Origin of the sequence: Carboxydocella sporoproducens DSM 16521 (assembly GCF_900167165.1) — a bacterium.
Taxonomy (GTDB): Bacteria; Bacillota.
Genome location: NZ_FUXM01000002.1, coordinates 115021 through 139014, shown reverse-complemented (window position 1 = coordinate 139014; position 23994 = coordinate 115021). Strand labels below are relative to the sequence as shown.

Sequence of the window (23994 nt, the reverse complement as noted above, 5' to 3'; positions counted from 1 at the left end):
CCTCCTCATCGTTTGAGATATTCCTGGGCCTTTTTCTGCAAGTTAAACAGGATATTCAATGCATCCAGGGGGGTTGTAGTAATAAGATTTAAATTTAACAATTCATCCAGAATAGGATTGGAATCATTAAATAAGGTCAGCTGCTGTACGGGGGTTGAATAGGGTATTTCCTGCCTGATGCTAATATCTTTCCGCTCATTTTCCAGCTGCTCCAGAATCTCTTTGGCACGCAGGATTGTTTCGGCCGGTAGACCAGCCAGTTTGGCTACATGAATACCATAACTGCGGTCACTGCTGCCTGGGACAATCTGGCGCAAAAATACTATGTCTTCCCCCTCTTCCTTAACGGCAACACAATAATTCTTTATTTCCGGATGCCTTTCAGCCAGTTTGGTCAGCTCATGATAGTGGGTTGCAAAAAGGGTTTTGGCGCCAATTTTTTGAGGATCATTCAAGTACTCGGCAACAGCCCAGGCAATGGACAAACCATCAAAAGTGCTGGTGCCCCGACCAATTTCGTCCATGATAATAAGGCTTTTTGCAGTGGCATTATGCAGGATATTAGCCACTTCTTGCATTTCTACCATAAATGTAGACTGACCCCGGGCCAAATCGTCAGATGCCCCTACTCTGGTAAAAATCCGATCTACCAGTCCGATTTCAGCCTGTTCTGCCGGGACAAAGGAGCCTATCTGGGCCATGAGTACAATCAGTGCTACCTGGCGCATATAGGTGGATTTGCCGCCCATATTGGGCCCGGTAATGATTAACAAGCGATTTTGCTGATTGTCTAAATAAGTATCATTGGGGATAAACCATTGGCCGTTGAGACTTTTTTCTACTACAGGATGTCGGCCTTTCTTGATGTCGATTATATTACTTAAATTGAGTACTGGCTTCACATAATTATTTTGTACTGCTGCTACTGCCAAACTGAGTAGAGCATCCAGTTCCCCCAGGAGCTTTGCTGTTTTTTGCAGCTGGGGGATTTCCTGAGCAATGGTCTCGCGGATTTGGCAGAAGATCTGGTATTCCAGTTCAATCCCCTGCTCTTCCGCTCCCAGTATAATTTCCTCTAACTCTTTCAATCTTTCTGTAACATATCTTTCTCCTGTTGAAAGAGTTTGTTTGCGAATGAAATGGGATGGGACCAGATGCAAGTTGGCTTTGGTAACTTCAAGATAATAACCGAAAACCTTGTTATAACCAATCTTTAAACTCTTTATTCCTGTTTTTTCTTTTTCCTCCGCTTCCAAACGAGCCAGCCAGGTCTTGCCTTCAGTAGCTGCAGTCCGTAACTTGTCCAGTTCCGCATTAAAGCCAGGTTTAATTATATTGCCATCCTTACTGGAAATGGGTGGCTCAGGCATGATAGCTGCCTCGATTAAAGCGGCAATGCTTTCATGCAAGCACAAATTATCAAAAATGTATCGAAGCTGACCAGCTTTTTTCTCCTCCAGAAGTTTCTTTATTTCTGGCAGCACTTTTAAGGTTGAACCTAAGGCTACCAGGTCTCTGGGGTTTACAGTTTTATATACTATCTTTCCCGCCAATCTTTCCAGATCATAGACATTCGCTAAAAGCTGTTTAATTTTAAGTCTCCAGCGACTATCAAATACCATTTGTTCAATGGCAGTAAGTCGATTATTTATTTCCTGCAAATTAAGAAGTGGGTTTTCAATCCACTGCTTTAAGGTTCTGCCGCCAAGGGCTGTAACGGTATTATCCAGAACTGAAAGCAAGGTATGTTCCCTGCTACCATCCCTTAAATTTTGTGTTAGTTCTAGATGCCTCCGGGTTATTGCATCTAAATACATTATTTTGTCAATATTATATAATTCAAGTTTGTTAATATGGGACAAGCAATTTTTTTGCGTTGCCAGAAGGTAATCCAGCAATGCAGCAGCAGCTTTGGCGGCTGAATTCCAGTGGTCAAGTCCCAAACTTTTCAAATCATTGACATGAAAGTGCTTGGTTAAAGTCCTATTGGTAAAGTCCCAGGCAAAAGCCCAGGAGTGATATTCGGTCACAATCCTCTTACCCTGATTATCGAACCAGTTTGGGTGGGGGTTACCGATAAAATTAGCCAGAGACTCTGAGATTAAAATTTCGGCTGGATTCAATCTGGCTAGTTCATCTATCAATTTTTGTTTGTGAGGATCACACTTAAACTGGGTTACCTGGAAGAGGCCGGTGGAGACATCACTGGCAGCCAGGCCGATTAAATTATCTTCGTAATGTAAAGCCATGATAAAGTTATTGCTTTTCTCATCTAATACAGTTGTATCAATAATTGTCCCCGGAGTGATTATTCTAATTACTTCTCTTCTTACTATCCCCTTGGCCTGTTTAGGATCTTCTACTTGCTCACAGATGGCAACTTTGTAACCTTTGTTAATCAGCCGGGCTATATAGGAATCAGCGGAATGATAGGGCACACCGCACATTGGCACCCGCTCTTCCAATCCGCCATCCCGACCGGTTAAGGTAATTTCTAATTCCCTGGCAGCAATTTCAGCATCTTCAAAAAAGAGTTCGTAAAAATCTCCTAATCTAAAAAACAACAAACAGTCTTTGTGTTTATCTTTCATCTCCAGGTATTGTTTCATCATCGGGGTTAAGTTGTTATTCAAGCCATTACACGCTCCCTGGTTTAATCTCGGTATACTAAATAAATTATAACATGATTATTTTTGTAGTACAGACTATAACGGCTTTAATCAATAAAAATGTGTAGAAATAGAGGCTGGAAAAATATAAGGCATTTTTCCAGTTAAAAACTTTACGGTTTAGTTTAATACCCTCTAAGTGTAAGATAGATAAAGTGAAAACAAATATTAAATACGAGATTAAAAAAATAGTTTCAGTTGAAATATTAGTAATGGTAATGGCTTGAAATTTGTTCACCACAAAATAGAACAAAAGAATAGGAAAAAAAGCTGAAAAAGCAATCAAGATAAAAGTAAAACAAAAAGTCAAATCATTTAAATCATAAGAGTGGTTGTTTTGTTGCATAAAATTTCCCCCCAATCAGGCTAACCCCGAAAAACGCCTGACAGGCCGGATGTCTCCATTAAAAATATATTTCACAAACAATGGCAATGAAAGTCATTAAGCTCCAAAAGCAGAATAATCCCCTTCAAGTGTTGAACTTGAAGGGGATTTGGTTATTAACCACAGGTGCTGCCACAGGAGGCACAGCCACCGCTGCCGCAAGCGCTGTCACCACTGAGGGCCTGACCTATGACTGTATTAACGGTTTGCAGGAGTTTTTCCAGCTGGTGCTGGGCTTCTAAATACCTGCGAATGGAAGGATTGTTTTCCATTTTGCTTTCGATGGCTGCTCTGACCAGTTCTTGTTCAGGTGTGAGCTCTCTGCCGGCAAAAAAGGCTTCCTGAAATTCCTGTTGTTTTTCCTGGAATTCGGCGATTATTTCCAGAGCCTCAGGGTCTTTATTCATGGCGATTTCGGCTTCTCTTACTTCTTTTAACTCTGGACATTCACTAAGAGCAAAAGCCAGCTCTCTTGCCTTTTCAATTACTTTGGACATTAGTGTCCACCTCCAAATACTTTATTTTAGATGATTTCCCCTTCAAGATGCCAGGTTTTAGCATTGGCAATGCGAACGGGAATCAATCTGCCAATGAGATCACTATTTCCGCGAAATACCACGATTTTATTGGTTCTGGTTCTACCTGAGAAGAATTCTGGATTGGTTTTACTGGGGCCTTCTACCAGAACTTCTAAGGTTTTGCCGATATCCTTAAGATTTTCTTCCAGAGTAATCTGGTTCTGACGGTCAATTAAGTGCTGGATACGCTGACTTTTTACATCTTCAGGTACCTGATCATTATATTCTGCTGCCGGAGTTCCAGAGCGCTTGTTGTAGATAAAAGTATAGGCTGCACTGAATCTCACCTTTTCCACTAAATCCATGGTTTCAGCGAAATCGGCTTCTGTTTCACCGGGAAAGCCAACTATGATATCGGTAGTAATTGCTATATCAGGTACAGCATTTTTCAGTTTTTCGACTAAACGCAAATAGTCTTCCTTGCTATAACGGCGGTTCATTTTCTTCAATATGGCAGTTGAACCGGATTGGACGGGTAAATGGATATGTTCACATACTTTTTCCAGAGATGCAATGGCTTCAATTAGTCGATCGCTTAAATCTTTGGGATGAGAGGTGGTGAAACGAATGCGCTCAATCCCATTTACTCTGTTTAATTGCTGAAGCAAACCGGCAAAATCAATTTCAACCTCCAGGTCTTTACCATAGCTATTGACGTTCTGACCCAGTAAGGTGATTTCCTTATAGCCTTTGGCAGCCAGATCTTCCACTTCGCGTATAATATCTTCGGGCATACGGCTTCTTTCCCGACCCCTGGTATATGGTACGATGCAGTAAGTGCAAAAATTATTACAACCATACATGATAGTAACAAAAGCTTTAAGATTGTCAGCACGTCTGGATGGCAGGTTTTCGATGATTACACCAGGGTTATTATGCAATACTTCCACCACCATTTTCCGGGCTGCTTGCGCTTTGGCCAGCAATTCCGGTAATTGATGGAGATTGTGGGTGCCGAAGACCAGGTCCATGTGGGGATAACTTTGTTTAATTTTCTGGATAGTAACTTCCTGTTGTGGCATGCAGCCGCAAATTCCCAGGATTACATCGGGATTTTTCTGTTTAATTTTTTTTAGCTCCCCCATTTTGGCCCAGATCTTGTTTTCCGCTGATTCGCGTACTGAACAAGTATTGAGTAAAATAATGCTTGCGTCTTCTTCTTTTTCAACCGGCACATATCCAAGGCTTTCCAAAATGCCAGCCATGGTTTCGGTGTCGCGTTCATTCATTTGACAGCCATAGGTTTCTATAAGATATGTGCGCAGGGGCAAATCCATTACTGTCACTCCTCCACTAATACTATCTAAATCATTATAGACTATTATGGTGTAGATTACAAATTAACGAAACATGGTTTTGATGGCACGCAGTTCTTTTTTGGCCAGATTGGTAATTTCATCAGCAGTAGAACAGGCTAATGCCTTGTTGGCCAGGCGCTGGCAATGAGTAAAGGTTAGCTGTCTTAATAGGCCTTTTATTTTCAATAGACTAGCCGGGTTCATGGAGAGTTCATCCACACCAAGCCCAAGCAATATCGGGGCAGCTAACAGGTCACCACCTAATTCGCCGCAAACTGCTACCCATTTGTGGTGATGGTGAGCCAAGTCTACGACAGTTTTAATCAAGCGCAGCACTGCTGGGTTTAAGCTTTCATACAAATGGGATACCTGGGCATTGGTGCGGTCAACGGCAATAGTGTACTGGGTTAAGTCATTGGTACCTATACTGAAAAAATCCACTTCCGGGGCCAGGATATCCGTAAGGATAGCGGCAGCAGGAGTCTCTACCATGATTCCTACTTCAATCTCACCAATAGGGTGGCCGGCGGCAATGGTTTGTTCGCGGGCCTGGACTAAAAACTGCTTGGCAGCTCTAAGCTCATCAATACTGCTCACCATCGGGAACATCACCCGGACTTTACCAAAAGCGCTGGCGCGCCATATGGCCCTGAGCTGGGGTAAAAACAGTTCCGGGGTATCCAGACACAAGCGAAGGGCCCGCCAGCCCAGAAATGGATTGGCTTCTGCCGGCAGTTTCAAGTAGGGCAAATACTTGTCCCCACCGATATCCAGGGTACGGATGGTGACCGGTTGATTATTAAAGGCTTTAACTACTTCCACATAGGCCCGAAATTGCTCTTCCTCTCCAGGCATATCATCCCTGTCCATATAAAGGAATTCAGTACGAAATAGACCAATACCACTGGCACCGTAACGTTTGGCACTTTCAGTATCTCTGGGTGTACCAATATTGGCGACTAAATGGATAGCATGTCCATCCAGAGTTTCTGCCGGTAAATCCCGTAATCTGTCCAGCTCCCTTAATTGCTGTTCATATAGTCGTTGCCGTTTTTTATAGTATTCCTGAATACGGGCTGAAGGGTTACAAATAATCAATCCTTTGAAACCATCCACGATTACAGTGGTACCATTAGCTATTTTTCTAAGGTCGTTACCAACGCCGACGACAGCAGGTATCTCCAGGGCCCGGGCCATAATGGCGGAATGAGAAGTTTTACCCCCTACTTCAGTGACAAAAGCCAGTACATTTGCTTTGTTCAACTGGGCTGTATCAGAGGGGGTTAAATCATGGGCAAAAACGATTTTGGGTTCAACTAATTCCAGACGGGTTTCAGGCTGGCCGGTGACAATCCGGACTAACCTTTTACCCACATCACGAATATCCGAAGCCCGTTCCTGTAAGTAAGGATCGGGATTGGTAGCAAAAAAAGAGGCAAAAACTTCTACGGCATCGATGATAGCCGCAGAAACAGGCAATAGTTTAACGGTAATGTTTTCTTTTATGGCATCAATGAGGAGTGGATCCTTTAATAAAAACAAATGGGCATCAAATATTCTGGCCTCCTGGTACCCCAATTCCCGGGCTGTCTTTTCCCGCAACTGGTTGAGTTCCGATTCAGCCTGCAGCAGGGCGTGCTCAAAACGCTCTAAATGCTCATTTACTTGCTGGCTGCTGATTTTCTCTTTATTTACTCCTACTTCCCAGGCAATTAGCCACTGGACCTGACCTATAGCAATACCTGGTGAAGCGCCAATACCTTTCCACATAATGTCCATCCCCTTACCCACGTTTACTTCAATTATACTCTTCTCCCGGGGAAGAAAAAAGGGGGCTCTAAGCCCCACCGTGATTTTTCTTCTAATATACTTCTTTTGCGTGTACCTTTTTCATAAATTCGTTAACATCAGCCGGCACCTGACCATCCCAGAGGCTAACCAGCCAGACGGAGAGGAATCCCAGAGGAACAGTAACAAGACCAGGAATCTTGAACTGTAGCCAGGTCGGTAAGGTTTCGGGCAGGAAAATCATCCACAGGGAGGATATTAAACCTACCAGCAGACCAGCAATGGCACCTTTTTCTGTCATTCCACGCCACCAGATACCAAGAACGAAAATAGGAGCAAAAGTACTGGCTGCCACATTAAAGGCCAATCCCACCAGATGACCGATAGAGGCTTTTTCCACCATTAACCCAAGGATGCCGTAGAAGATACCGCATATTACTGCTGCCCATTTTCCGGCTAGAACTTTCTGTCTCTCAGTAGCATTGGGGTTAATGAAATTGGTATAGAGATCATGGCCAAGGGCACCGGAACTGGCAATAAAGATACCGGAAAGGTTGGAGAAAATAGCAGCAAAGGCGCCGGCAATAACAAATCCTAATAGCCATTGACCGCCCAGGGATTCAGAAAGTGCAGGGATAATCATATTGTTTCCACCTTGAATCATGGCTTTCATGGTTTCTGGATTTAAGGTTCCTTTAGTTACACCATCGAGGAAAACATAGCGGCCAACGGTGCCGAGATATAAGGCAAGACCGAAGAAGGCAGAAGCGATTGCGATAGCGAAAAGTGCGGAATAGCGAGCATCTTTGGCAGAGGGATTGGTGTAGAAACGCAAAAGGATATGGGGTAATCCCATGGTTCCAAAAGCTAAACCGATTAGCATGGAGATAGTACCTGTTAAATCCTTGAACATGGTACCAGTATATTCCCACTTGGCTCCATTAAAGACCAGATCCTTACCATCGGGAGCATACTGACCAGTTCCCGGTAATGTTCCGTTGAATTGAGTGATAAAATCCAGGATTTTGCCGTAATTCATTCCCATGTAAATAGCCATAGCGAATAATACCAGGAAAGCACCGAAACGGATCCAGATTTCCAGGGCCTGGTTAATAGTAGTGCCTTTCATACCTCCGACCCCAACATAGAACACCATTACTGTTGTGGTAAAGACAATCCCGAAGGCATAACTGGTCCCGAAAAACAGTTTTAAAATCTGGGCAGCACCCAGTAGTTGTGGGGCAGCATAAAAACCGGAAATGGCTAACACTACTATAACTGCAACCAGACGGGCTGTTTTACTATGAAAACGCTGGCCAAGGAAATCGGGAACGGTAAAGGCGCCGAATCTACGCAAGGGGCCTGCGATAAACATAGCCAATAATGTTAAACCGATTGAGAAACAAAAAGTATAAAAAAGTCCGTCATAACCTAGTGAAAAAGTCAGACCTGCCAATCCTAAAAAAGTAGCAGCACTGAGATAATCCCCAGCAATAGCTGAACCATTAACCAGCCAGCCAAAACTCCGACCAGCGACCCAGTAGTCAACGGTGGTGGTAGCATATTTACGGGTTGCGTTAGTAATCCAGACAATGGTACCCAATAGAATAATTGTAAATAAATATTTGGGATCAGTTAACCAATTCATTAATGAAATACCTCCCTTCTTGTCTGGGTTTCCTCAATATCGGCACCGAACTTATTCTGGTAGAAATAAACATGAACTGCTGCGATCAGGAAAGCCAGAATCATAGCAAAAATTGATGTTAAAAACCAGGTTAATGACATGCCTCCCCAGATTCTGGTTTTCATTAGTGCCGGTGCGGTCCAGTTTAGTACAGGAACGGCGAAGAGAAAGATAAAATAAATTACTGATAGCCAAAAAGCCAAATTGAATTCTGATTTCATTACATTCTTAACTTCAACGTCTAAAGGAGGCAAGTTGTTTACATTTACTTTATTACTCACGTTTAACACCTCCATCTTTTGATCTTTAACGGGCTAAACAGCTACCCTCCTTTCCAGCCCATCGTTGTTTATTAAAATATTAGAAATTATCCTGGTTTTTCACAACAAAAAATCGTTAATTGTCATTTCTAAAGGTTAACCATAACTGGAATGGAAGAATTGAGAGGTGAAAATTCATTATAATAAACAAAAAAGAGCCAACGGCCAAAAACTCTCAAAAATTGACCGTTGGCTCAAATTTTCAGTTAATTAGACCGGTATAACACCATGACGGCGATCACTGAAATGCCTTTGTTTATTACGGGCAAAATCCAAGCGGTTAACAATTTCAGAACGTAAATTTTCGGGGGCAATAATACCGTCTACCACTAACTCAGATGCCAAACGATATATATCTATATCCTCTTGATATTCCTGGCGCTTGCTCTCGATAAATTTGCGCTTTTCTTCACCTTCTAGCTGGGCAATTTTATTGCCATATACTGCATTTACTGCTGCTTCCGGGCCCATGACTGCAATTTGAGCTGAGGGCAGTGCCAGACAGGCATCAGGTTCGAAAGCAGGTCCGCACATGGCATATAGCCCAGCGCCATAGGCTTTACGTACTACCACGGAAAATTTGGGCACAGTCGCTTCAGAAATAGCATAAATTAGTTTGGCTCCATGCCGAATTATTCCAGCCCTTTCCACTTTGGTACCGATCATAAAGCCTGGAACGTCCATTAAAAACAGTAGTGGTATGTTAAAGGCATCGCACAACCAAACAAATTTTGCTACTTTGTCAGCTGAATCAACGAAGAGAACACCACCTTTCACTTTAGGCTGGTTGGCGATAATGCCAAAGACATGGCCTTCAATGCGGGCAAGTCCAGTAATCACTTCCTGAGCAAAAAGGCTTTTAATCTCAAGAAAACTGTCTTCATCAACTATCCCCTTGATGAATTCGTACATATCAAAGGGTATATTCTGATGGGCCGGGATAATATTTGCCAGTGGCTTGCCAGCTGCAGGCTTTTTCCCTTCCAGGCTCGGAGGAGAGCATTGATTATTGGCTGGCATGTAAGACAAATAGCGTTTGGCCCAGGCAATGGCCTCTGCCTCGCTTTTTACCAGTACATCACCACAGCCACTGACACTGCAGTGCATCATGGCTCCTCCCATTTCTTCCAGGGTCACCTTTTCCCCGATAACCATTTCAGCCATCCTGGGGGAACCCAAATACATACTGGCATTACCCTCTACCATGATTACTACATCACAAAAGGCAGGTATATAAGCTCCTCCGGCAGCAGAAGGTCCGAAAAGCAAACAGATTTGTGGTATTACCCCGGACATTTTAACCTGGTTATAAAAGATTTTACCTGCACCGCGTCTGCCGGGGAACATTTCCACCTGGTCGGTGATTCTGGCTCCGGCTGAATCAACCAGGTAAATCATTGGCAAACGCAGTTTATAAGCCATTTCCTGAATGCGGATAATCTTTTCTACTGTGCGCCAGCCCCACGATCCAGCTTTTACGGTGGAGTCATTAGCCATAAAACATACCGGTTGCCCATTAATTTTTCCATATCCCGTCACTACCCCATCGGCAGGTAGGTCGGGCTGCTGGCAGTTAGCAAACAAGCCGTCTTCCTGCATGCTACCTGGATCTAAAAGCATTTCCAGACGATGGCGTACGAACATCTTTCCCTGGGCTTGTGCCTGCTGATGATATTTTTCGGCGCCGCCCTTTTTGATCTGGTTGGCTATCTCATGAAATTTATCCAATCCTAACATGCTCCCTACCCCCTATTTGCCTTGGAATTGTGGTAGTCTCTTTTCTTTAAAAGCAGTCAGCCCCTCGCGACGGTCAGCGGTATTGATAAGCTGGCGGTAACAGCTGGTTTCCCAGTATAGTGCATCATCCAAACTCATATTAAGACCTCGGTTTATTGCTGTTTTTGCCTGTCTAACAGCTAATGGTCCATGTTGGGCAATCCTTTCGGCTAGACCCAAGGCATTTGGTAACAAATCTTCAGGTTTATAAACATGATTGATTAAGCCAATCTTTTCCCCTTCCCTGGCTGTGAATCTGGCAGCGGTAAAAATTAATTCTTTGGCCCTGGCGGGACCGATAATACGCGCCAGCCTTTGCGTACCTCCTGCTCCTGGTATGATGCCAAGAGCAACTTCAGTTAATCCCAGCATGGCCTGTTCTGAAGCCAAGCGCAGGTCACAGGCAAGGGCCAGTTCAAGACCACCTCCAAAAGCCACTCCATTTATTGCTGCAATTACAGGAAAGGGCAAATTGGCAATCAACTGAAAAGTGTCTCGGATAGTATCAATGAATTGCAAGACCTGATCATCATTCATTGAATCTCTTTCCTTCAGGTCTGCACCGGAACAGAAGGCTTTTGTACCAGCTCCGGTGATAATCATTATCCGCAAATTTGAATGGTATAATTGGAAAACCAGTTCTTTTAATTCAGTTAAAAGGGGATAACAGAGGGCATTATATACTTCGGGGCGATTTATAGTGAGGAGAAGACCATTGCCCTCTATAATCTCCTGTTGAATTAAAAAGCTCATTCTATTCCCCCCTGGTACGGCGATAGATTTGCAGAATTTTACTGGGTAGCCGCTTACCCAGAATAGCCTGGGCCCGGGTTGATACTAACACCAGACGGTCCAAATCTATCCCGGTTTGACAGCCCATAGCATGCAGCATATTAACCAGATCTTCAGTTGCTACATTACCACTGGCTCCAGGAGCATAAGGACAGCCACCGAGACCACCAAAAGAAGAATCAAATGTGGTAATTCCGTATTCCAGACCAATGATGGTATTGGCCAGGGCCATGCCCCGGGTATCATGTAAATGTAAGGCCAATTTACCGGGAGGAATTCGTCGAGTAATCAGGCTAAGACTTTCCTGTAACTGTTTGGGATGGGCTATCCCGATAGTATCGCCAAGGGAGACCTGGTAAGCTCCTGCCCCTAGTAATTTTTCACTGATCTCCATTACTCTTTCTATTTTTACTGGACCATCATAAGGGCAACCAAAGGCGGTGGAAAGGTAGGCCCTCACTCTGAGCCCCGCCACATTGGCTTTGTAGATTAGATGCAATGCCTCCCGAATGGCTTCATCTGCTGTTTTATTTAAATTTTTTAGGTTATGGCCTTCACTGGCGGATACAACTACGGCGATTTCATTTAATCTAGCTGCCAGGGCTTTTTCCAGGCCTTTTTCATTGGGAACAAGGGCACTAATGTTACATTCTGAGGGTCTCTCCATTTTTGCCAGTAATTCACTGGCATCTTTCATTTGCGGAACCCACTTTGGGTTTACAAAAGCTGTTACCTCCAGGTTTTTAACCCCACTTTGAATTAAACCATTTATCAATTCCAGTTTTTCCTCAACAGAAATATACCTTGTTTCATTTTGCAGGCCATCTCTGAGGCCCACCTCCCAAATTGTAACCTGTTTTGGCAAATTGGCTAACATGGGCCCCATCCCCTTTCATTGTAAAATCTGTTTATTCCAGTTTTAAAATACAATCTCCTTCGTTAATAAAATCGCCAACCTGAGCGGAGATTTCTACCACAGTGCCGCCATATTCGCTGGTCAATGGGATTTCCATTTTCATGGATTCAAGCACTGCGATCTCCTGGCCTGGTGCAACCACATCTCCCACATTCACCCTGAGTGCCAGTATAATTCCAGCCATTTGAGCTGTAATTTCTTTCATGTTTATCCTCTCCTTCTAGTATGATTTAAGAAATTCTGTTAAAAATTGCGTATTATATTTACCTGATTGAAAAGACTGACTTGTTAGAATAGCAACCAGTAAATTGCGATTGGTTTTTATACCTGTAATTTCTAGATTGGTTAAAGTTTGTATTAACTTTAAACGTGCTTCATCTCTGGTTTCCCCATGAGCAATAATTTTGGCTAACAAGGGGTCATAATATGGGGTTACTTTGAGACCGGATTCTATCCAGGTCTCAATTCTTATACCAGGTATTTCAGGCCAGATGACAGTTTCTATTTTTCCTGGGGCAGGCAAACAGGTTTTATCATCTTCAGCATAAAGTCGTGCTTCTATAGCCCATCCCTTACTAATGGGACGTGTTGTAGGCAAAGCTGCACCTGCTGCCAGTTGAAATTGCCAGGCCACCAGATTCCAGCCGGTTACTTCTTCCGTGACAGGATGTTCTACCTGTATTCTTGTATTCATTTCAAGAAAGTACAGGTTATAATTTTCATCTACAAGAAATTCAAATGTTCCTGCCCCTACATAGCCCAGACTGGTACCTGCTCTTTCTGCAAGGTCGAAAAGTTGCTCACGCACTTCTTGCGGCAAGTTGGGAGCCGGTGCTTCTTCAATCACTTTTTGATGTCTCCTCTGAATGGAACAATCTCTTTCCCCGATAGCCAGGCAATGCCCATGTTCATCCCCTAATATCTGTACTTCAATATGCCGGGGATTAGGCAGATATTTCTCTACATAGATAACGGGATTGCCGAAATAAGCCTGGGCCCGTTGGCGCACCGATGACCACATTTGCTCTAACTCAGCCTGGGAATTAATAATGGCCATACCAATTCCGCCACCGCCACTGGCTGCTTTTAGTATTACCGGGAAACCGATGTTCTCGGCCATTTTTTTGGCTTCTTCAAGATGTTCAATCTCATCACTGCCCGGGAGTAAAGGAATCCCAATCTCAGCCATCGTTTTACGCGCAGCTACCTTATCTCCCATGGCAGCTATGATCTCAGGACTGGGGCCAATAAAAACCAGGTTATTTTCCCTCACCTTTTCAGCGAATTTGGCATTTTCCGATAATAAGCCATAGCCAGGATGAATACAATCACAACCAGTTTGCAGAGCGACTTCGAGGATTTTATCCATTTGCAGGTAACTCTGGGCCACGGGTGGTGGGCCAATACAAATGGCTTCATCGGCCAGCCGGGTGGGTAAAGTGTTTTCATCAGCAGTTGAATAAACAACTACTGTTTTTATGTCTAATGTTTTGGCGGCTTTAATGATACGGCAGGCGATTTCCCCTCGATTGGCGATCAAAACTTTTTTAAACATCTTCTCTCTCTCCCCTCCTTTACTCCTGTTGTAATTCAGGTATATCTTTGAAATAATTCAGGGCTTCCGGGTTAGCCAGTGCTTCTCTATTGGTAACTGGTTCATTATGAATGACATTGCGCACAGCCAGCTCAACTTTTTTGCCATTGATGGTATATGGAATATCAGGTACAGCAATGATCTTAGCTGGCACATGGCGGGGAGTAGCGTTTTTTCTTATAACTGTTTTGATCTGGTTTACCAGCTGTTCATTTAAAGTAAAACCAGGTTTTAATTTAACAAATAGTATTACTCTCACATCGTCGTGCCAGTTCTGTCCAACTACCAGGCTATCCAGGATTTCAGGGATAGTTTCCACCTGCCTGTAGATCTCGGCTGTACCTATCCTGACCCCACCGGGATTGAGGGTAGCATCAGAACGACCGTAGATGATCACTCCGCCCCGGTCAGTTATTTCGATAAAATCACCATGGCACCAGACATTGGAATAAACATTGAAATAAGCCTGATAATATTTCTGGCGTTCGGGATCATTCCAGAATCCCAGCGGCATTGACGGAAAAGGAGCGGTACAGACCAATTCTCCTTTCTGGTTAATCAGGGGCTTACCTTCAGGATCATAACTTTCTACTTTCATTCCCAGACCGCGGCATTGTAATTCACCGGCATAAACAGGACCCAGGGGATTGCCTAGAGCAAAGCAGGATATAATATCTGTTCCACCGGAAATAGAGCTGAGCTGAACGTTGGATTTAATCTTTTGGTATACATAATAAAAATTTTCTTTAGTTAATGGGGAGCCTGTGGATAAAATCGTTTTGATTCTGGATAAATCATATTCTTTACCAGGTTCTATTCCGGTTTTCTCTAATGAAGAGATATATTTTGCGCTGGTACCAAAAATGGTAATACCAGTCTTTTCAGCCAGTTCCCATAAAATACCCGGATGAGGGTGAAAGGGAGAACCGTCAAATAAAACTATGGTTGCTCCCGTAGCCAGTGAGGAAACTAGCCAGTTCCACATCATCCAGCCACAGGTGGTATAGTAAAAAATAATGTCATCCTGTTTTAAATCCGTGTGCAAAATCAGTTCCTTCATGTGTTGTAACAGAGTTCCGCCGGCACCATGAACAATACATTTTGGTTTTCCTGTGGTTCCAGAAGAATATAGTATATAAACTGGATGGTCAAAAGGTAACTGGGTATAAATAATGGGCTGGGCAGAAAATTGTTTTTGAATATCCGAGAAAGCTATAGCTGACAAACTGAGCTGAGGTAACGGAATTTCCTGAACATATTGGACCAGCACAACTGATTCAATGCTGGTAATGGCGCCAGTAATTTGTATAATTTTTTCCGTACAATCAAAAAGTTTGCCATTATAGAAATAGCCATTGGTAGTGAAAAGAACTTTCGGCTCTATTTGCCCAAAGCGGTCTATTACCCCATTGACGCCGAAATCAGGTGAACAAGAAGACCAGATGGCACCAATGCTGGTAGCAGCTAGCATTGCGATAACCGTTTCCGGTATGTTGGCCATATATCCTGCTACCCTGTCCCCAGGTTTTACTCCGAGCTGTTGCAAATATGCAGCAGTACGGGCCACTGCTGCATATAACTCAGGATAAGATAGAGATTTAATCTCCGCTTGTTCATTTATACTGATAATTGCCGGTTTGTTCAGGTTATAATGTCGTAGCAGATTTTCGGCAAAATTTAAACTCGCTCCTTCGAACCACTTGCTGTTAAACATGTCCGAGCTGTTTTTCAGTACAGTATGATAGGGCTGGGAAAAGATTATTTTACTGAAATTCCAAACTGATACCCAGAACTGCTCTATATCGTTAATAGACCACTGATACAATCCGTCATAATCTTCAAGCTTTTGATTGTACCTTTCATTAACATAGTTAATGAAATTATACATGTTAGTTTTTTGTATTCTTTCCGGGCCAGGTTCCCACAGCTTTTCCGCCATACCTATCCCCCTCTCTTTTCAGGCAGGGCCAACCTGAGGGCCCTGCCTTTATGCCGTTTCTATATTAGCGGCTGCTTCAAGGCCATATTCCTTGATCGCCATTTCCCTTAACTTGAATTTTTGCACTTTTCCGGAGGCAGTGCAGGGATAAAGGTCAACAAACTTGATATAACGGGGTATCTTATGACGGGCGATTTTGCCAGTGCAGAATTCCCGTACCTCTTCCTCTGTTAATACTTCACCTTCTTTCAAGCGAATAAAAGCAGCTACTTCTTCACCATATTTTATGTCCGGGACACCGACCACCTGAACATCCAGGATTTTAGGATGGGTATAGAGGAATTCTTCAATTTCCCTGGGATAGATATTTTCACCACCGCGAATAATCATATCTTTGAGGCGGCCAGTGATTTTACAATATCCGTTTTCATCCATAGTTGCTAAATCCCCGGTATGTAGCCACCCTTCATTATCGATAGCAGCCTGGGTTGCTTCGGGCATTTTATAGTAGCCTTTCATGATACCAAAGCCTCTGGCACACAATTCTCCTTGCTGGCCTGGGCCCAGGGTCTCACCAGTTTCGGGATTGACGATCTTGACTTCAACATGAGGAATAGCACGCCCCACAGTTGTGACCCGCAATTCAATGGGATCATCTGTCCTGGTTTGAGTGATCACGGGCGAGAACTCGGTTTGACCATAAGCGATGGTTACTTCCCGCATATTCATCTTTTCCACAACCTGTTTCATCACTTCAATAGGACAGGGCGCTCCGGCCATAATTCCTGTACGCAGGGAAGAGAGATCAAAGGAACGCTGATTCAGAACTTCCAGTTCAGCTATAAACATTGTTGGCACACCATAAAGGGCTGTGCATCTTTCCTTTTCTACAGCTTCCAGGACTTTAACAGGATCAAAATATTCAATGGGAACCATGGTAGCACCATAGACTATGCAGGTTAAGGTGCTCATCACACAGCCAAAACAATGGAAGAGCGGTACTGGGAAGCAGAGTTTATCTTCAGAAGAGAATTTTTGGCATTCACCTACAAACTTAGCATTATTTAAGATGCTATAATGGGTCAGCATTACACCTTTTGGGAAACCGGTTGTACCTGAGGTATACTGCATATTTATGACTTCATCGGGCTTAAGGGAAGCCTGGCGAGCAGCTAAGTCGGCATCACTAACCCGACTGGCGAACTGGAGAAATTCTGACCAGGAATAGGTTCCAGGGTATTTGCGGTCAGAGATTACAATAATGTTTTTTAATAAAGGCAAGTTGGATGAGTTGATTTGACCTGGTTGACTGTTTGCCAGTTCGGGAAGTACAGTGTTTATCATTTCAATGTAATTATTGTTCCGGTAATTTTCAATCATGATTAAAGTAGTAACATCAGATTGCTTGAGGAGATACTCCAATTCAAAAGCACGATAGTTGGTATTAACTGTTACCAGAACAGCTCCCATTTTGCCGGTAGCGAACTGAGTATAAATCCATTCCGGATAATTGGTGGCCCAGATGGCAATGTGTTCACCTTTCTGGATTCCAAGACCCATAAGGGCTTTTGCTACTTCGTTTACCTTTTCCTGTAATTGACGATAGCTTAAGCGCAAGTCACGGTCTACATATACGAGTGCATCTTTGTCCGGGAATTTTTCCACCGTCTGGTCAAACAAATCGCCAATGGTTACATTTAGCAGTTCGCTCATTCAATAAAACCCCCCTTGTTTTTAACAGCCCAGATGACGGGCTATTACTAACCTCTGGATTTCTGAAGTTCCCTCCCCGATTTCCAAAAGTTTTACATCTCGATAATATCTCTCAACCGGGTATTCTTTCATATAGCCATAACCACCATGAATCTGGATGGCTTGAGAGGCTGCCTGTGTAGCCATTTCAGAAGCAAAAAGTTTGGCGATAGCGGCTTCATAGGAAAAAGGTTTACCCTGGTCCTTAAGCCAGGCAGCTCGATAAACCATGGTACGTGCCAGTTCGATCTGGGCCGCCATATCAGCAAGCTTAAACTGAATTGCCTGGAATTTACTTATGGTTTGCCCGAATTGTTTTCGAGTTTTAGCATATTCCAGAGAGGCATCGAGACAGGCCTGGGCGATTCCAACAGCCATAGCAGCAATGCTGATCCGTCCTCCATCTAGTACTTGCAGAAACTGTTTAAAACCTTCGCCTTCTTTACCTAGCAGATAGTCTTCCGGAACCTCTACATTATCGAAATAAAGAGGGACAGTGTTGGACCCCCGTAACCCGAGTTTGTCAAATTCCTTCCCAATGGAAAAACCTTTTGTTCCTCTGGGGATGATAAAGGAAGAAATGCCTTTTTTACCTTTACTGCGATCGGTAACTGCAGTAATAACAACAGTCCCGGCATAACCAGCATTAGTGATAAAAATTTTACTGCCATTAATAACCCAGCGTCCATCTTTTTTCAAGGCATTGGTTTCTGTACCGCCAGCATCGGAACCAGCATTGGGCTCAGTTAATCCAAACGCTCCCAGATAGTGGCCCTGGGCCAGAGGAGTTAAAAACTTTACTTTTTGCTCTTCTGTACCAAAAAGATAAAAAGGGGCTGAACCCAGGGAAATATGAGCAGCATAAGTTATTCCAGTGCTGGCACAAGCGCGAGAGATCTCCTCGACTGCAATAGCATACATAATATAGTCTCCGCCAGCACCACCATATTTTTCAGGAAATGGCAATCCCATTAGTTCCAGCTCAGCCAGTTGTTTTAAAATGGCTTCAGGAATTTTTCCATTTTCATCAATGTTCTTAGCTTGGGGTTTAATAACTTCCTGGGCAAATTCGCGGACAGTTTTTTGTAACAAGGCCTGTTCAGAAGACAAATCAAAATTCATCCCAATCCCTCCCGGCAGTTGTTCATTATATTCTGATGCAAATAACATACCGGAAACAGGGATTTGTAGCTAAAGGTTAGGTAAAGGTGGTTAATGGCATGATTTTCTCCTCGAATGGTAATCAGGCTTTGGACTTAATCTTCTCTACTGTTACTTTTCTTTACATCTGCTATTTAAAGAAATAACCCACTGTGTAAAAGCGGGTTACTTTTCCAAACCGTATTTAATCAGTTTTTTATAGAGACAGGGTCGGGAAATACCCAGTAGTTCCGCAGTTTTTACTTTATTTCCCTGACAAATCTGTAAAGCGTACACTATATAGTTTTTTTCAATATTATCCAGGATATCATTGAGTGATGCGGTACCGAACAGAGTACGAAGGCTGCCAGGATTTTGAGAGGAAGGCCACTGGAGGGACTGAGGTAGGTCATTTACAGTAATTAGCTCTCCATCGGCAAAATTAAAGGCTGTTTCAATTACGTTGGCTAGCTCTCTAATATTACCTGGCCAGGTATAATGCATAAAAATATCTAAGACTTCTTTGGTAATACCCTTTATTTGCATGCCATATTCTCGGTTAAATTTTTTAATAAAATAATTTATTAAGAGAGGTAAATCCTCTTTACGTTCTCGTAAAGCAGGAAGATGAATAGCAACAACATTTAAACGGTAATATAGATCAGCACGAAATTTGCCATATTTGACCAGATCGGAAAGGTTAGCATTAGTAGCAGCAATAATTCGGGTATCTATGGAGATTGATTTAGTACTTCCTAAAGGTTCAATGGTTTTTTCCTGCAATACTCGTAGTAATTTGGCCTGCAAGGGCAAAGGCAGCTCACCGATTTCGTCTAAAAAAAATGTTCCCTGATGGGATAATAGGAACTTGCCTGGATAGCCATTCTTTTTAGCACCAGTAAAGGCTCCTTCTTCATAGCCAAAAAGTTCTGCCTCAAAGAGGCTTTCTGGAATGGCAGCACAGTTTACTTTAATTAATGGCCCAAATCGCCGATTGCTTAGATAATGAATAGCCTGGGCTACCAGCTCTTTTCCTGTGCCGGATTCTCCAAGGATTAATACATTAGCTTTCCGTGGGGCAATTTTGATAATAGTTTCTTTTATATCGACCATTTGAGGACTGATGCCTACCAGGTCGGATAAAGAAAAATGCCCCAGGTTCTGGCTATGATTTTCCCGGGAGGGATCTAAAAAACAATACATTAACAGATCCCTGCCTTTCTGCCTACTATCCTAATATATATTGTAAACTTTTATCTTGCTAATAATCTATTTTTTTCAGCCAAGTAACAAAAAAAGCCGTCTTAGCGGCTAATAAAGCTACTGAACGGCTATCAAGCGTTTGGCGGCATATATTATCACTATACCTGTTAGTAAACTTGCGGTTGTCTGGGCAATTGTGATTTGCTCAGCATAAAACAAATAAGGATGGGTTTGCCAGAAATAATCGATAAAGTCGTTGAGAATTAGCCACCCGGACGCTATGAAGTAATCGCTGAATGCAAATCGAATTTTTCTTAGAAAAAGTATACCCTGAAGGGCCATGACAGCATGGGAAAGGGTTAAATGCAGATTTTCCCAGGCAAAGGAATGTCCGCTCCAGTAGACATCTAAATTAATTATCACAGCCCAGAGCCCATATTTTATCATCATTAAATTAGCTAGCAAAAATAACCAGGGCAGATTAATTTTCCAGATTAGAAAAATAAGAAATAAGGTAAACAAACTGGCTGACAAAGGGCTATCAGGTATAACTGGCCATAAGTACCAGGGAGAAACTGCCAGTTGATGATGATACCAGTAGTAACCATAAATTGACCCCAGGCCATTGGCAAGCGCCAGTATAAGTAGTACTTCCTTGCGCCATAAGAAACTGATCATTATTTTTGAGCCTCCGACTAGAGATAAAATATTACATCATCCAGTGCTGTCAGTTTTTCGCCACCCTGTTCTGTTACGAGATAAGTATTTTCAATACCTACTACTCCCAGTTCCGGGAAAATAAATTTGGGCTCTAAGGCGATGGTTTGATTTGCCAGCAAAGCGTTTTTGACTCCCAGGGCGATTACCGGCAGTTCATCTAATTCTAATCCTACCCCATGACCGACAAAACGGGCCTGTTCTTCTTTATAGCCCATGAAATTATCCTGCAGTCCGTATTTTTCAGCAATAGAGCAGGCCTGATCAAACAATTGACCGCTTACTGCCCCTGGTTTTAAATTTTGGACCAGAGTATTCTGGATTTCCAAAGCTGCATTGAAAGCTTGTTTTAACTTGTTATCAAGATCACCTAGACAAAAAATCCTGGTCATGTCTACCATATATCCTTCATAAACACAGACGAAATCAAAAACAATCGGCACATTTAGTTGAACGACATCACGGGAAGGGCCCTGGGGGTAGGGAGCGGAAAGGCCTTTTCCGCCTACTGGTCCATCAAAAAACGATGGGAAGGCTGCATTCTTCCCGGCAAGTACATGTCCGGAATGCAATTCCTGGTTAAATGCTCTTAGACGGATTAAACCCTCGTGTCCAGCTTTGCGGGCACGATATTCAAACTCTGCGGCGAGATCAATTTCCCTGACTCCCGGTCGCAGGAAATCAGGCACTTCTTTAAAAATCTGACAAAGAATGCTGGCGCTTTTTCGCATTATTTCCAATTCAGCGGATGACTTTATTGAACGCTGTTCCCGAACCAGGGTGGAGATATCTTGAAAAATACACTCAGGCAGAAGTTTTTGATAATAGAAGTAGGTTTGGGCTGGTAATACGTCCAGGGTTAAACCGATTTTTTTAGCCTGACCTATATACTTTTGTAGCTCTTTCAGAGATTTTAGAGGTTCGACATTAGCTAAAAAGGACTCTTGAAAAGCACGACTAAAGCTTTTTTTAACCAAAAGATAAGGATCCCCGCTGGCAGGTACCCAGAGTAAAGCATTCTGACGGGTACCACTGTAATAATATACATCGATAGCAGAGACTATGAGGGCACCATCAATTTCATTAGACTGTAAATTTTGTTGTAGTATTTGGATTCTATCCATCATATCCAGAACCCCATTCATTATAATATGCGATTTCCTGCAGAGATTTGCGGGGACGGGGGTTAGGAGCTTGGGCGGGATAACCTAAAGGAGTAACCCCGACAATTTTATATTCATCTGGAATATTTAAAGATTGCTTTAAAGTTTTTTCATCAAACCAGCCCATCCAGCAAGTTCCCAGCCCCAGAGCTGTAGCGCTGAGGCAGATATGCTCAAAAGCAATGGCTGCATCGGCCAGGTAGTATTCCTTTCCCTCTTCAATACCAGATTCCCTGGGATTGGCACAGACAACAATCACTACAGGAGCTTGAGCTAAAGCCTTCTTACCTGGATTGTCATCAGGAAAAGCGGATAACATCAGTTGCTTATTTTCAGCTTTATCAATCACCAGGAAGCGCCAGCATTGCATATTTTTCCAGGAAGGTGCAAGGCGAGCCATCTCCAAAATCAGATCTATTTTTTCTTTTTCAACCGGACGTTCTTCATATTTTCTGATACTTCTCCTTTCTCTAATTGCCTGAAACAGATCCATTTTAATCCCTCCCATAACCTTGTCAATACTTTTTAAATCAGGTTATATTTCCGGGCAGCTTCTCTCAATTCAGCCCGAAAATCAGGATGAGCTATATTAATCAGCTCTAATGCTCTTTCCCGAGCTGTTTTGCCTCTTAATTTGGCAACGCCGTATTCGGTTACAACGTAATCCACATCATTTTTACTGGTGGTTACAACAGCTCCGGGTTTAAGCTCGGGGACGATTCGACTTACTGTACCATTTTTGGCAGTAGAAGCTAGAGTAACGAACCCCTTGCCACCAGGGGAAATGTTGGCACCTCTGAAGAAATCCGCCTGACCGCCTGTAGCACTCCATTGATAATGGCCCATGGATTCAGAGCAACATTGTCCCAAAAGGTCAACTTCAATCGAGGCATTGATTGCTACCAGTTGATTGTTTCGACCGATGATATATGGGTCATTGGTATAGTCCACTGGATGCATTTCGACCATCGGGTTATTATCCAGGAAGTCATAAAGCCGCTGAGTACCTATAGCAAAAGTGCCGATGACTTTGCCAGGATGTAATGTTTTACGGCTATTATCTACCACACCCCACTCAACAAGGTTGACCATACCATCGGTAATCATTTCAGTATGAATGCCTAAATTCTTTTTATTTTTTAAGGCGGCAGTAACTGCATTGGGGATACCACCAAAACCTATTTGTAGAGTGGAGCCATCTTCGATTAAATCTGCAATGTATTCTCCAATTTTCTGTTCAACCTCTGTTATTGGCGGGATATTCAGGATAGGTACTGGAGCATTGCTCTCAACAATATAGTCCACCTGAGATATGTGAACAAAACAATTACCAAGGGTACGAGGATAATTGGGGTTAACTTCAAGGATAATCATTTTGGCTTTTTTAATTGCTTCAAACGTGTAATCTACACTTAAGCTTAAACTGAAGTATCCATGTTTATCCATGGGAGATACGCTTGCCATCACTATATCTACTGGCCAGTAAAGGCGTAGTAGTTTAGGAACCTCGTGGAAATTGTTGGCGGTGAAATCGGCCCAGCCTTCATTGACGGCTGTACGATTAATGTCACTGGTAAACCATGAGTTATAGCGAATGTGAGGTGCCATTTCTTTTTTGGCAAAAAAGGGTTTTAAGGGCAGAATTTGATTGACTGTTACATTGAAAAGGGATTTATAATTACTGGCAATTGTTGCAAAAATAGTCTGGGGTTCGCCCGCGCCCACAGGGGCCCAGATTTGGTCGCCGTTTTTTACCAGAGAAACTACTTCCTCTGCGCTAATTAACTTTCTTCGATACTGTTCCTGATGCTGCGACATCTCTTACTCCCCCTACTGCCAAATATAAGGTTTGTAGTTTTAATTCCCGATACGATTGTTAATCCATGCAACTATGTCCTCAAGCGGGGTGCCGGGTGTAAAGATCTCTTCAGCTGCATTCATTTCTTTTAATTGTTGAACATCATCTTCAGGGATAGTTCCTCCACCTATTAAGACTATATCATCTGCTCCTTGTTCTTTCAACAATTCTTTGACCCGCGGGAAAAGGGTCATATGGGCACCGGATAGTATACTCAAGCCAATTACATCAACATCTTCCTGGATGGCAGCATGTACGATCTGTTCCGGAGTCTGATGAAGGCCGGTATAGATGACTTCCATACCGGCATCACGCAAGGCCCGGGCAATCACTTTTGCTCCCCGATCATGTCCATCCAGGCCAGGTTTGGCTACTAAAACTCTAATTTTTTTCTTCTGTTCCATGACTATCCTCCCCCA

At 43.0% G+C, this 23994-nt stretch carries 21 protein-coding genes; all 21 read right to left on the bottom strand.

Translation table 11 applies throughout. The features are described 5' to 3' along the window. Positions 1-5: 5 nt before the first annotated feature. A complete protein-coding gene (gene mutS / locus B5D20_RS01605) occupies positions 6-2612 on the bottom strand; it encodes a DNA mismatch repair protein MutS (protein WP_078664480.1) in 2607 nt (868 codons plus the stop codon). A 64-nt stretch (positions 2613-2676) separates the two neighbouring features. Continuing rightward, on the bottom strand, positions 2677-3015 hold the full coding sequence (locus B5D20_RS01600) for a hypothetical protein (RefSeq protein ID WP_078664479.1): 339 nt from the start codon (positions 3013-3015) through the stop codon (positions 2677-2679). A 155-nt stretch (positions 3016-3170) separates the two neighbouring features. Beyond that, positions 3171-3551 (bottom strand): YlbF/YmcA family competence regulator, encoded by a 381-nt coding sequence (locus tag B5D20_RS01595; RefSeq protein WP_078664478.1) that lies wholly within the window; start codon positions 3549-3551, stop codon positions 3171-3173. 26 nt (positions 3552-3577) lie between these two features. After that, a complete protein-coding gene (gene miaB / locus B5D20_RS01590; protein WP_078664477.1) occupies positions 3578-4909 on the bottom strand; it encodes a tRNA (N6-isopentenyl adenosine(37)-C2)-methylthiotransferase MiaB in 1332 nt (443 codons plus the stop codon). A 63-nt stretch (positions 4910-4972) separates the two neighbouring features. Beyond that, entirely contained in the window at positions 4973-6700 is a 1728-nt protein-coding gene (ptsP, locus tag B5D20_RS01585) for a phosphoenolpyruvate--protein phosphotransferase (protein WP_078664476.1), read from the bottom strand. 91 nt (positions 6701-6791) lie between these two features. After that, entirely contained in the window at positions 6792-8366 is a 1575-nt protein-coding gene (locus B5D20_RS01580) for a sodium/solute symporter (RefSeq protein ID WP_078664475.1), read from the bottom strand. Next, positions 8366-8686 (bottom strand): hypothetical protein, encoded by a 321-nt coding sequence (locus B5D20_RS01575; protein WP_078664474.1) that lies wholly within the window; start codon positions 8684-8686, stop codon positions 8366-8368. The genes B5D20_RS01580 and B5D20_RS01575 overlap by 1 nt, the downstream gene beginning before the upstream one ends. Positions 8687-8935: 249 nt before the next feature. Beyond that, positions 8936-10462, bottom strand: coding sequence for an acyl-CoA carboxylase subunit beta (locus B5D20_RS01570; RefSeq protein WP_078664473.1), 1527 nt, complete (start codon positions 10460-10462; stop codon positions 8936-8938). Between the two features lie 12 nt (positions 10463-10474). Continuing rightward, complete coding sequence (locus B5D20_RS01565) at positions 10475-11254, bottom strand: enoyl-CoA hydratase-related protein (protein WP_078664472.1); 780 nt, start codon at positions 11252-11254, stop codon at positions 10475-10477. Between the two features lies 1 nt (position 11255). After that, positions 11256-12170 carry a hydroxymethylglutaryl-CoA lyase gene (locus B5D20_RS01560; protein ID WP_200803453.1) on the bottom strand — a complete coding sequence of 305 codons (915 nt, stop codon included), beginning with the start codon at positions 12168-12170 and terminating at the stop codon, positions 11256-11258. Between the two features lie 31 nt (positions 12171-12201). Then, positions 12202-12414 carry a biotin/lipoyl-containing protein gene (locus B5D20_RS01555; protein ID WP_078664470.1) on the bottom strand — a complete coding sequence of 71 codons (213 nt, stop codon included), beginning with the start codon at positions 12412-12414 and terminating at the stop codon, positions 12202-12204. Between the two features lie 15 nt (positions 12415-12429). Next, positions 12430-13764 (bottom strand): acetyl-CoA carboxylase biotin carboxylase subunit, encoded by a 1335-nt coding sequence (locus B5D20_RS01550; protein ID WP_078664469.1) that lies wholly within the window; start codon positions 13762-13764, stop codon positions 12430-12432. A 19-nt stretch (positions 13765-13783) separates the two neighbouring features. Then, entirely contained in the window at positions 13784-15742 is a 1959-nt protein-coding gene (locus B5D20_RS01545) for an acetoacetate--CoA ligase (protein ID WP_078664468.1), read from the bottom strand. Between the two features lie 48 nt (positions 15743-15790). Then, positions 15791-17455 (bottom strand): AMP-binding protein, encoded by a 1665-nt coding sequence (locus tag B5D20_RS01540; RefSeq protein ID WP_078664467.1) that lies wholly within the window; start codon positions 17453-17455, stop codon positions 15791-15793. A gap of 21 nt (positions 17456-17476) precedes the next feature. Continuing rightward, complete coding sequence (locus tag B5D20_RS01535) at positions 17477-18616, bottom strand: acyl-CoA dehydrogenase (RefSeq protein WP_078664466.1); 1140 nt, start codon at positions 18614-18616, stop codon at positions 17477-17479. A 204-nt stretch (positions 18617-18820) separates the two neighbouring features. Further along, the gene (locus tag B5D20_RS01530) at positions 18821-19837 is read right to left on the bottom strand and encodes a sigma-54 interaction domain-containing protein (protein ID WP_078664465.1); all 1017 of its coding nucleotides are present in this window, start codon (positions 19835-19837) and stop codon (positions 18821-18823) included. A 117-nt stretch (positions 19838-19954) separates the two neighbouring features. Then, positions 19955-20515: a DUF1405 domain-containing protein gene (locus tag B5D20_RS01525; protein ID WP_078664464.1), complete on the bottom strand. Its 561-nt coding sequence runs from the start codon at positions 20513-20515 to the stop codon at positions 19955-19957. Between the two features lie 17 nt (positions 20516-20532). Further along, on the bottom strand, positions 20533-21681 hold the full coding sequence (locus B5D20_RS01520; RefSeq protein WP_200803452.1) for a M24 family metallopeptidase: 1149 nt from the start codon (positions 21679-21681) through the stop codon (positions 20533-20535). Continuing rightward, a complete protein-coding gene (locus B5D20_RS01515; RefSeq protein WP_078664462.1) occupies positions 21671-22210 on the bottom strand; it encodes a nitroreductase family protein in 540 nt (179 codons plus the stop codon). Before B5D20_RS01515 ends, B5D20_RS01520 begins: the two co-directional genes overlap by 11 nt. Positions 22211-22242: 32 nt before the next feature. Continuing rightward, positions 22243-23535, bottom strand: coding sequence for an acetyl-CoA hydrolase/transferase family protein (locus B5D20_RS01510; RefSeq protein WP_078664461.1), 1293 nt, complete (start codon positions 23533-23535; stop codon positions 22243-22245). Positions 23536-23574: 39 nt separating this feature from the next. After that, positions 23575-23979: a coenzyme B12-dependent isobutyryl CoA mutase small subunit gene (icmB, locus tag B5D20_RS01505; protein WP_078664460.1), complete on the bottom strand. Its 405-nt coding sequence runs from the start codon at positions 23977-23979 to the stop codon at positions 23575-23577. Between the last annotated feature and the right edge of the window lie 15 nt (positions 23980-23994).

Bases quoted from the DNA above. Each gene is read 5' to 3' on its own strand.
- B5D20_RS01580 (WP_078664475.1), bottom strand. From the start codon at position 8,366: ATGAATTGGTTAACTGATCCCAAATATTTATTTACAATTATTCTATTG.
- B5D20_RS01545 (WP_078664468.1), bottom strand. From the start codon at position 15,742: ATGGCGGAAAAGCTGTGGGAACCTGGCCCGGAAAGAATACAAAAAACT.
- B5D20_RS01550 (WP_078664469.1), bottom strand. From the start codon at position 13,764: ATGTTTAAAAAAGTTTTGATCGCCAATCGAGGGGAAATCGCCTGCCGT.
- miaB (WP_078664477.1), bottom strand. From the start codon at position 4,909: ATGGATTTGCCCCTGCGCACATATCTTATAGAAACCTATGGCTGTCAA.
- B5D20_RS01525 (WP_078664464.1), bottom strand. From the start codon at position 20,515: ATGATCAGTTTCTTATGGCGCAAGGAAGTACTACTTATACTGGCGCTT.
- B5D20_RS01555 (WP_078664470.1), bottom strand. From the start codon at position 12,414: ATGAAAGAAATTACAGCTCAAATGGCTGGAATTATACTGGCACTCAGG.
- B5D20_RS01510 (WP_078664461.1), bottom strand. From the start codon at position 23,535: ATGTCGCAGCATCAGGAACAGTATCGAAGAAAGTTAATTAGCGCAGAG.
- B5D20_RS01530 (WP_078664465.1), bottom strand. From the start codon at position 19,837: ATGTATTGTTTTTTAGATCCCTCCCGGGAAAATCATAGCCAGAACCTG.
- mutS (WP_078664480.1), bottom strand. From the start codon at position 2,612: ATGATGAAACAATACCTGGAGATGAAAGATAAACACAAAGACTGTTTG.
- icmB (WP_078664460.1), bottom strand. From the start codon at position 23,979: ATGGAACAGAAGAAAAAAATTAGAGTTTTAGTAGCCAAACCTGGCCTG.
- B5D20_RS01595 (WP_078664478.1), bottom strand. From the start codon at position 3,551: ATGTCCAAAGTAATTGAAAAGGCAAGAGAGCTGGCTTTTGCTCTTAGT.
- B5D20_RS01520 (WP_200803452.1), bottom strand. From the start codon at position 21,681: ATGATGGATAGAATCCAAATACTACAACAAAATTTACAGTCTAATGAA.
- B5D20_RS01570 (WP_078664473.1), bottom strand. From the start codon at position 10,462: ATGTTAGGATTGGATAAATTTCATGAGATAGCCAACCAGATCAAAAAG.
- B5D20_RS01515 (WP_078664462.1), bottom strand. From the start codon at position 22,210: ATGGATCTGTTTCAGGCAATTAGAGAAAGGAGAAGTATCAGAAAATAT.
- B5D20_RS01565 (WP_078664472.1), bottom strand. From the start codon at position 11,254: ATGAGCTTTTTAATTCAACAGGAGATTATAGAGGGCAATGGTCTTCTC.
- B5D20_RS01535 (WP_078664466.1), bottom strand. From the start codon at position 18,616: ATGAATTTTGATTTGTCTTCTGAACAGGCCTTGTTACAAAAAACTGTC.
- B5D20_RS01600 (WP_078664479.1), bottom strand. From the start codon at position 3,015: ATGCAACAAAACAACCACTCTTATGATTTAAATGATTTGACTTTTTGT.
- B5D20_RS01540 (WP_078664467.1), bottom strand. From the start codon at position 17,455: ATGAGCGAACTGCTAAATGTAACCATTGGCGATTTGTTTGACCAGACG.
- ptsP (WP_078664476.1), bottom strand. From the start codon at position 6,700: ATGTGGAAAGGTATTGGCGCTTCACCAGGTATTGCTATAGGTCAGGTC.
- B5D20_RS01560 (WP_200803453.1), bottom strand. From the start codon at position 12,170: ATGTTAGCCAATTTGCCAAAACAGGTTACAATTTGGGAGGTGGGCCTC.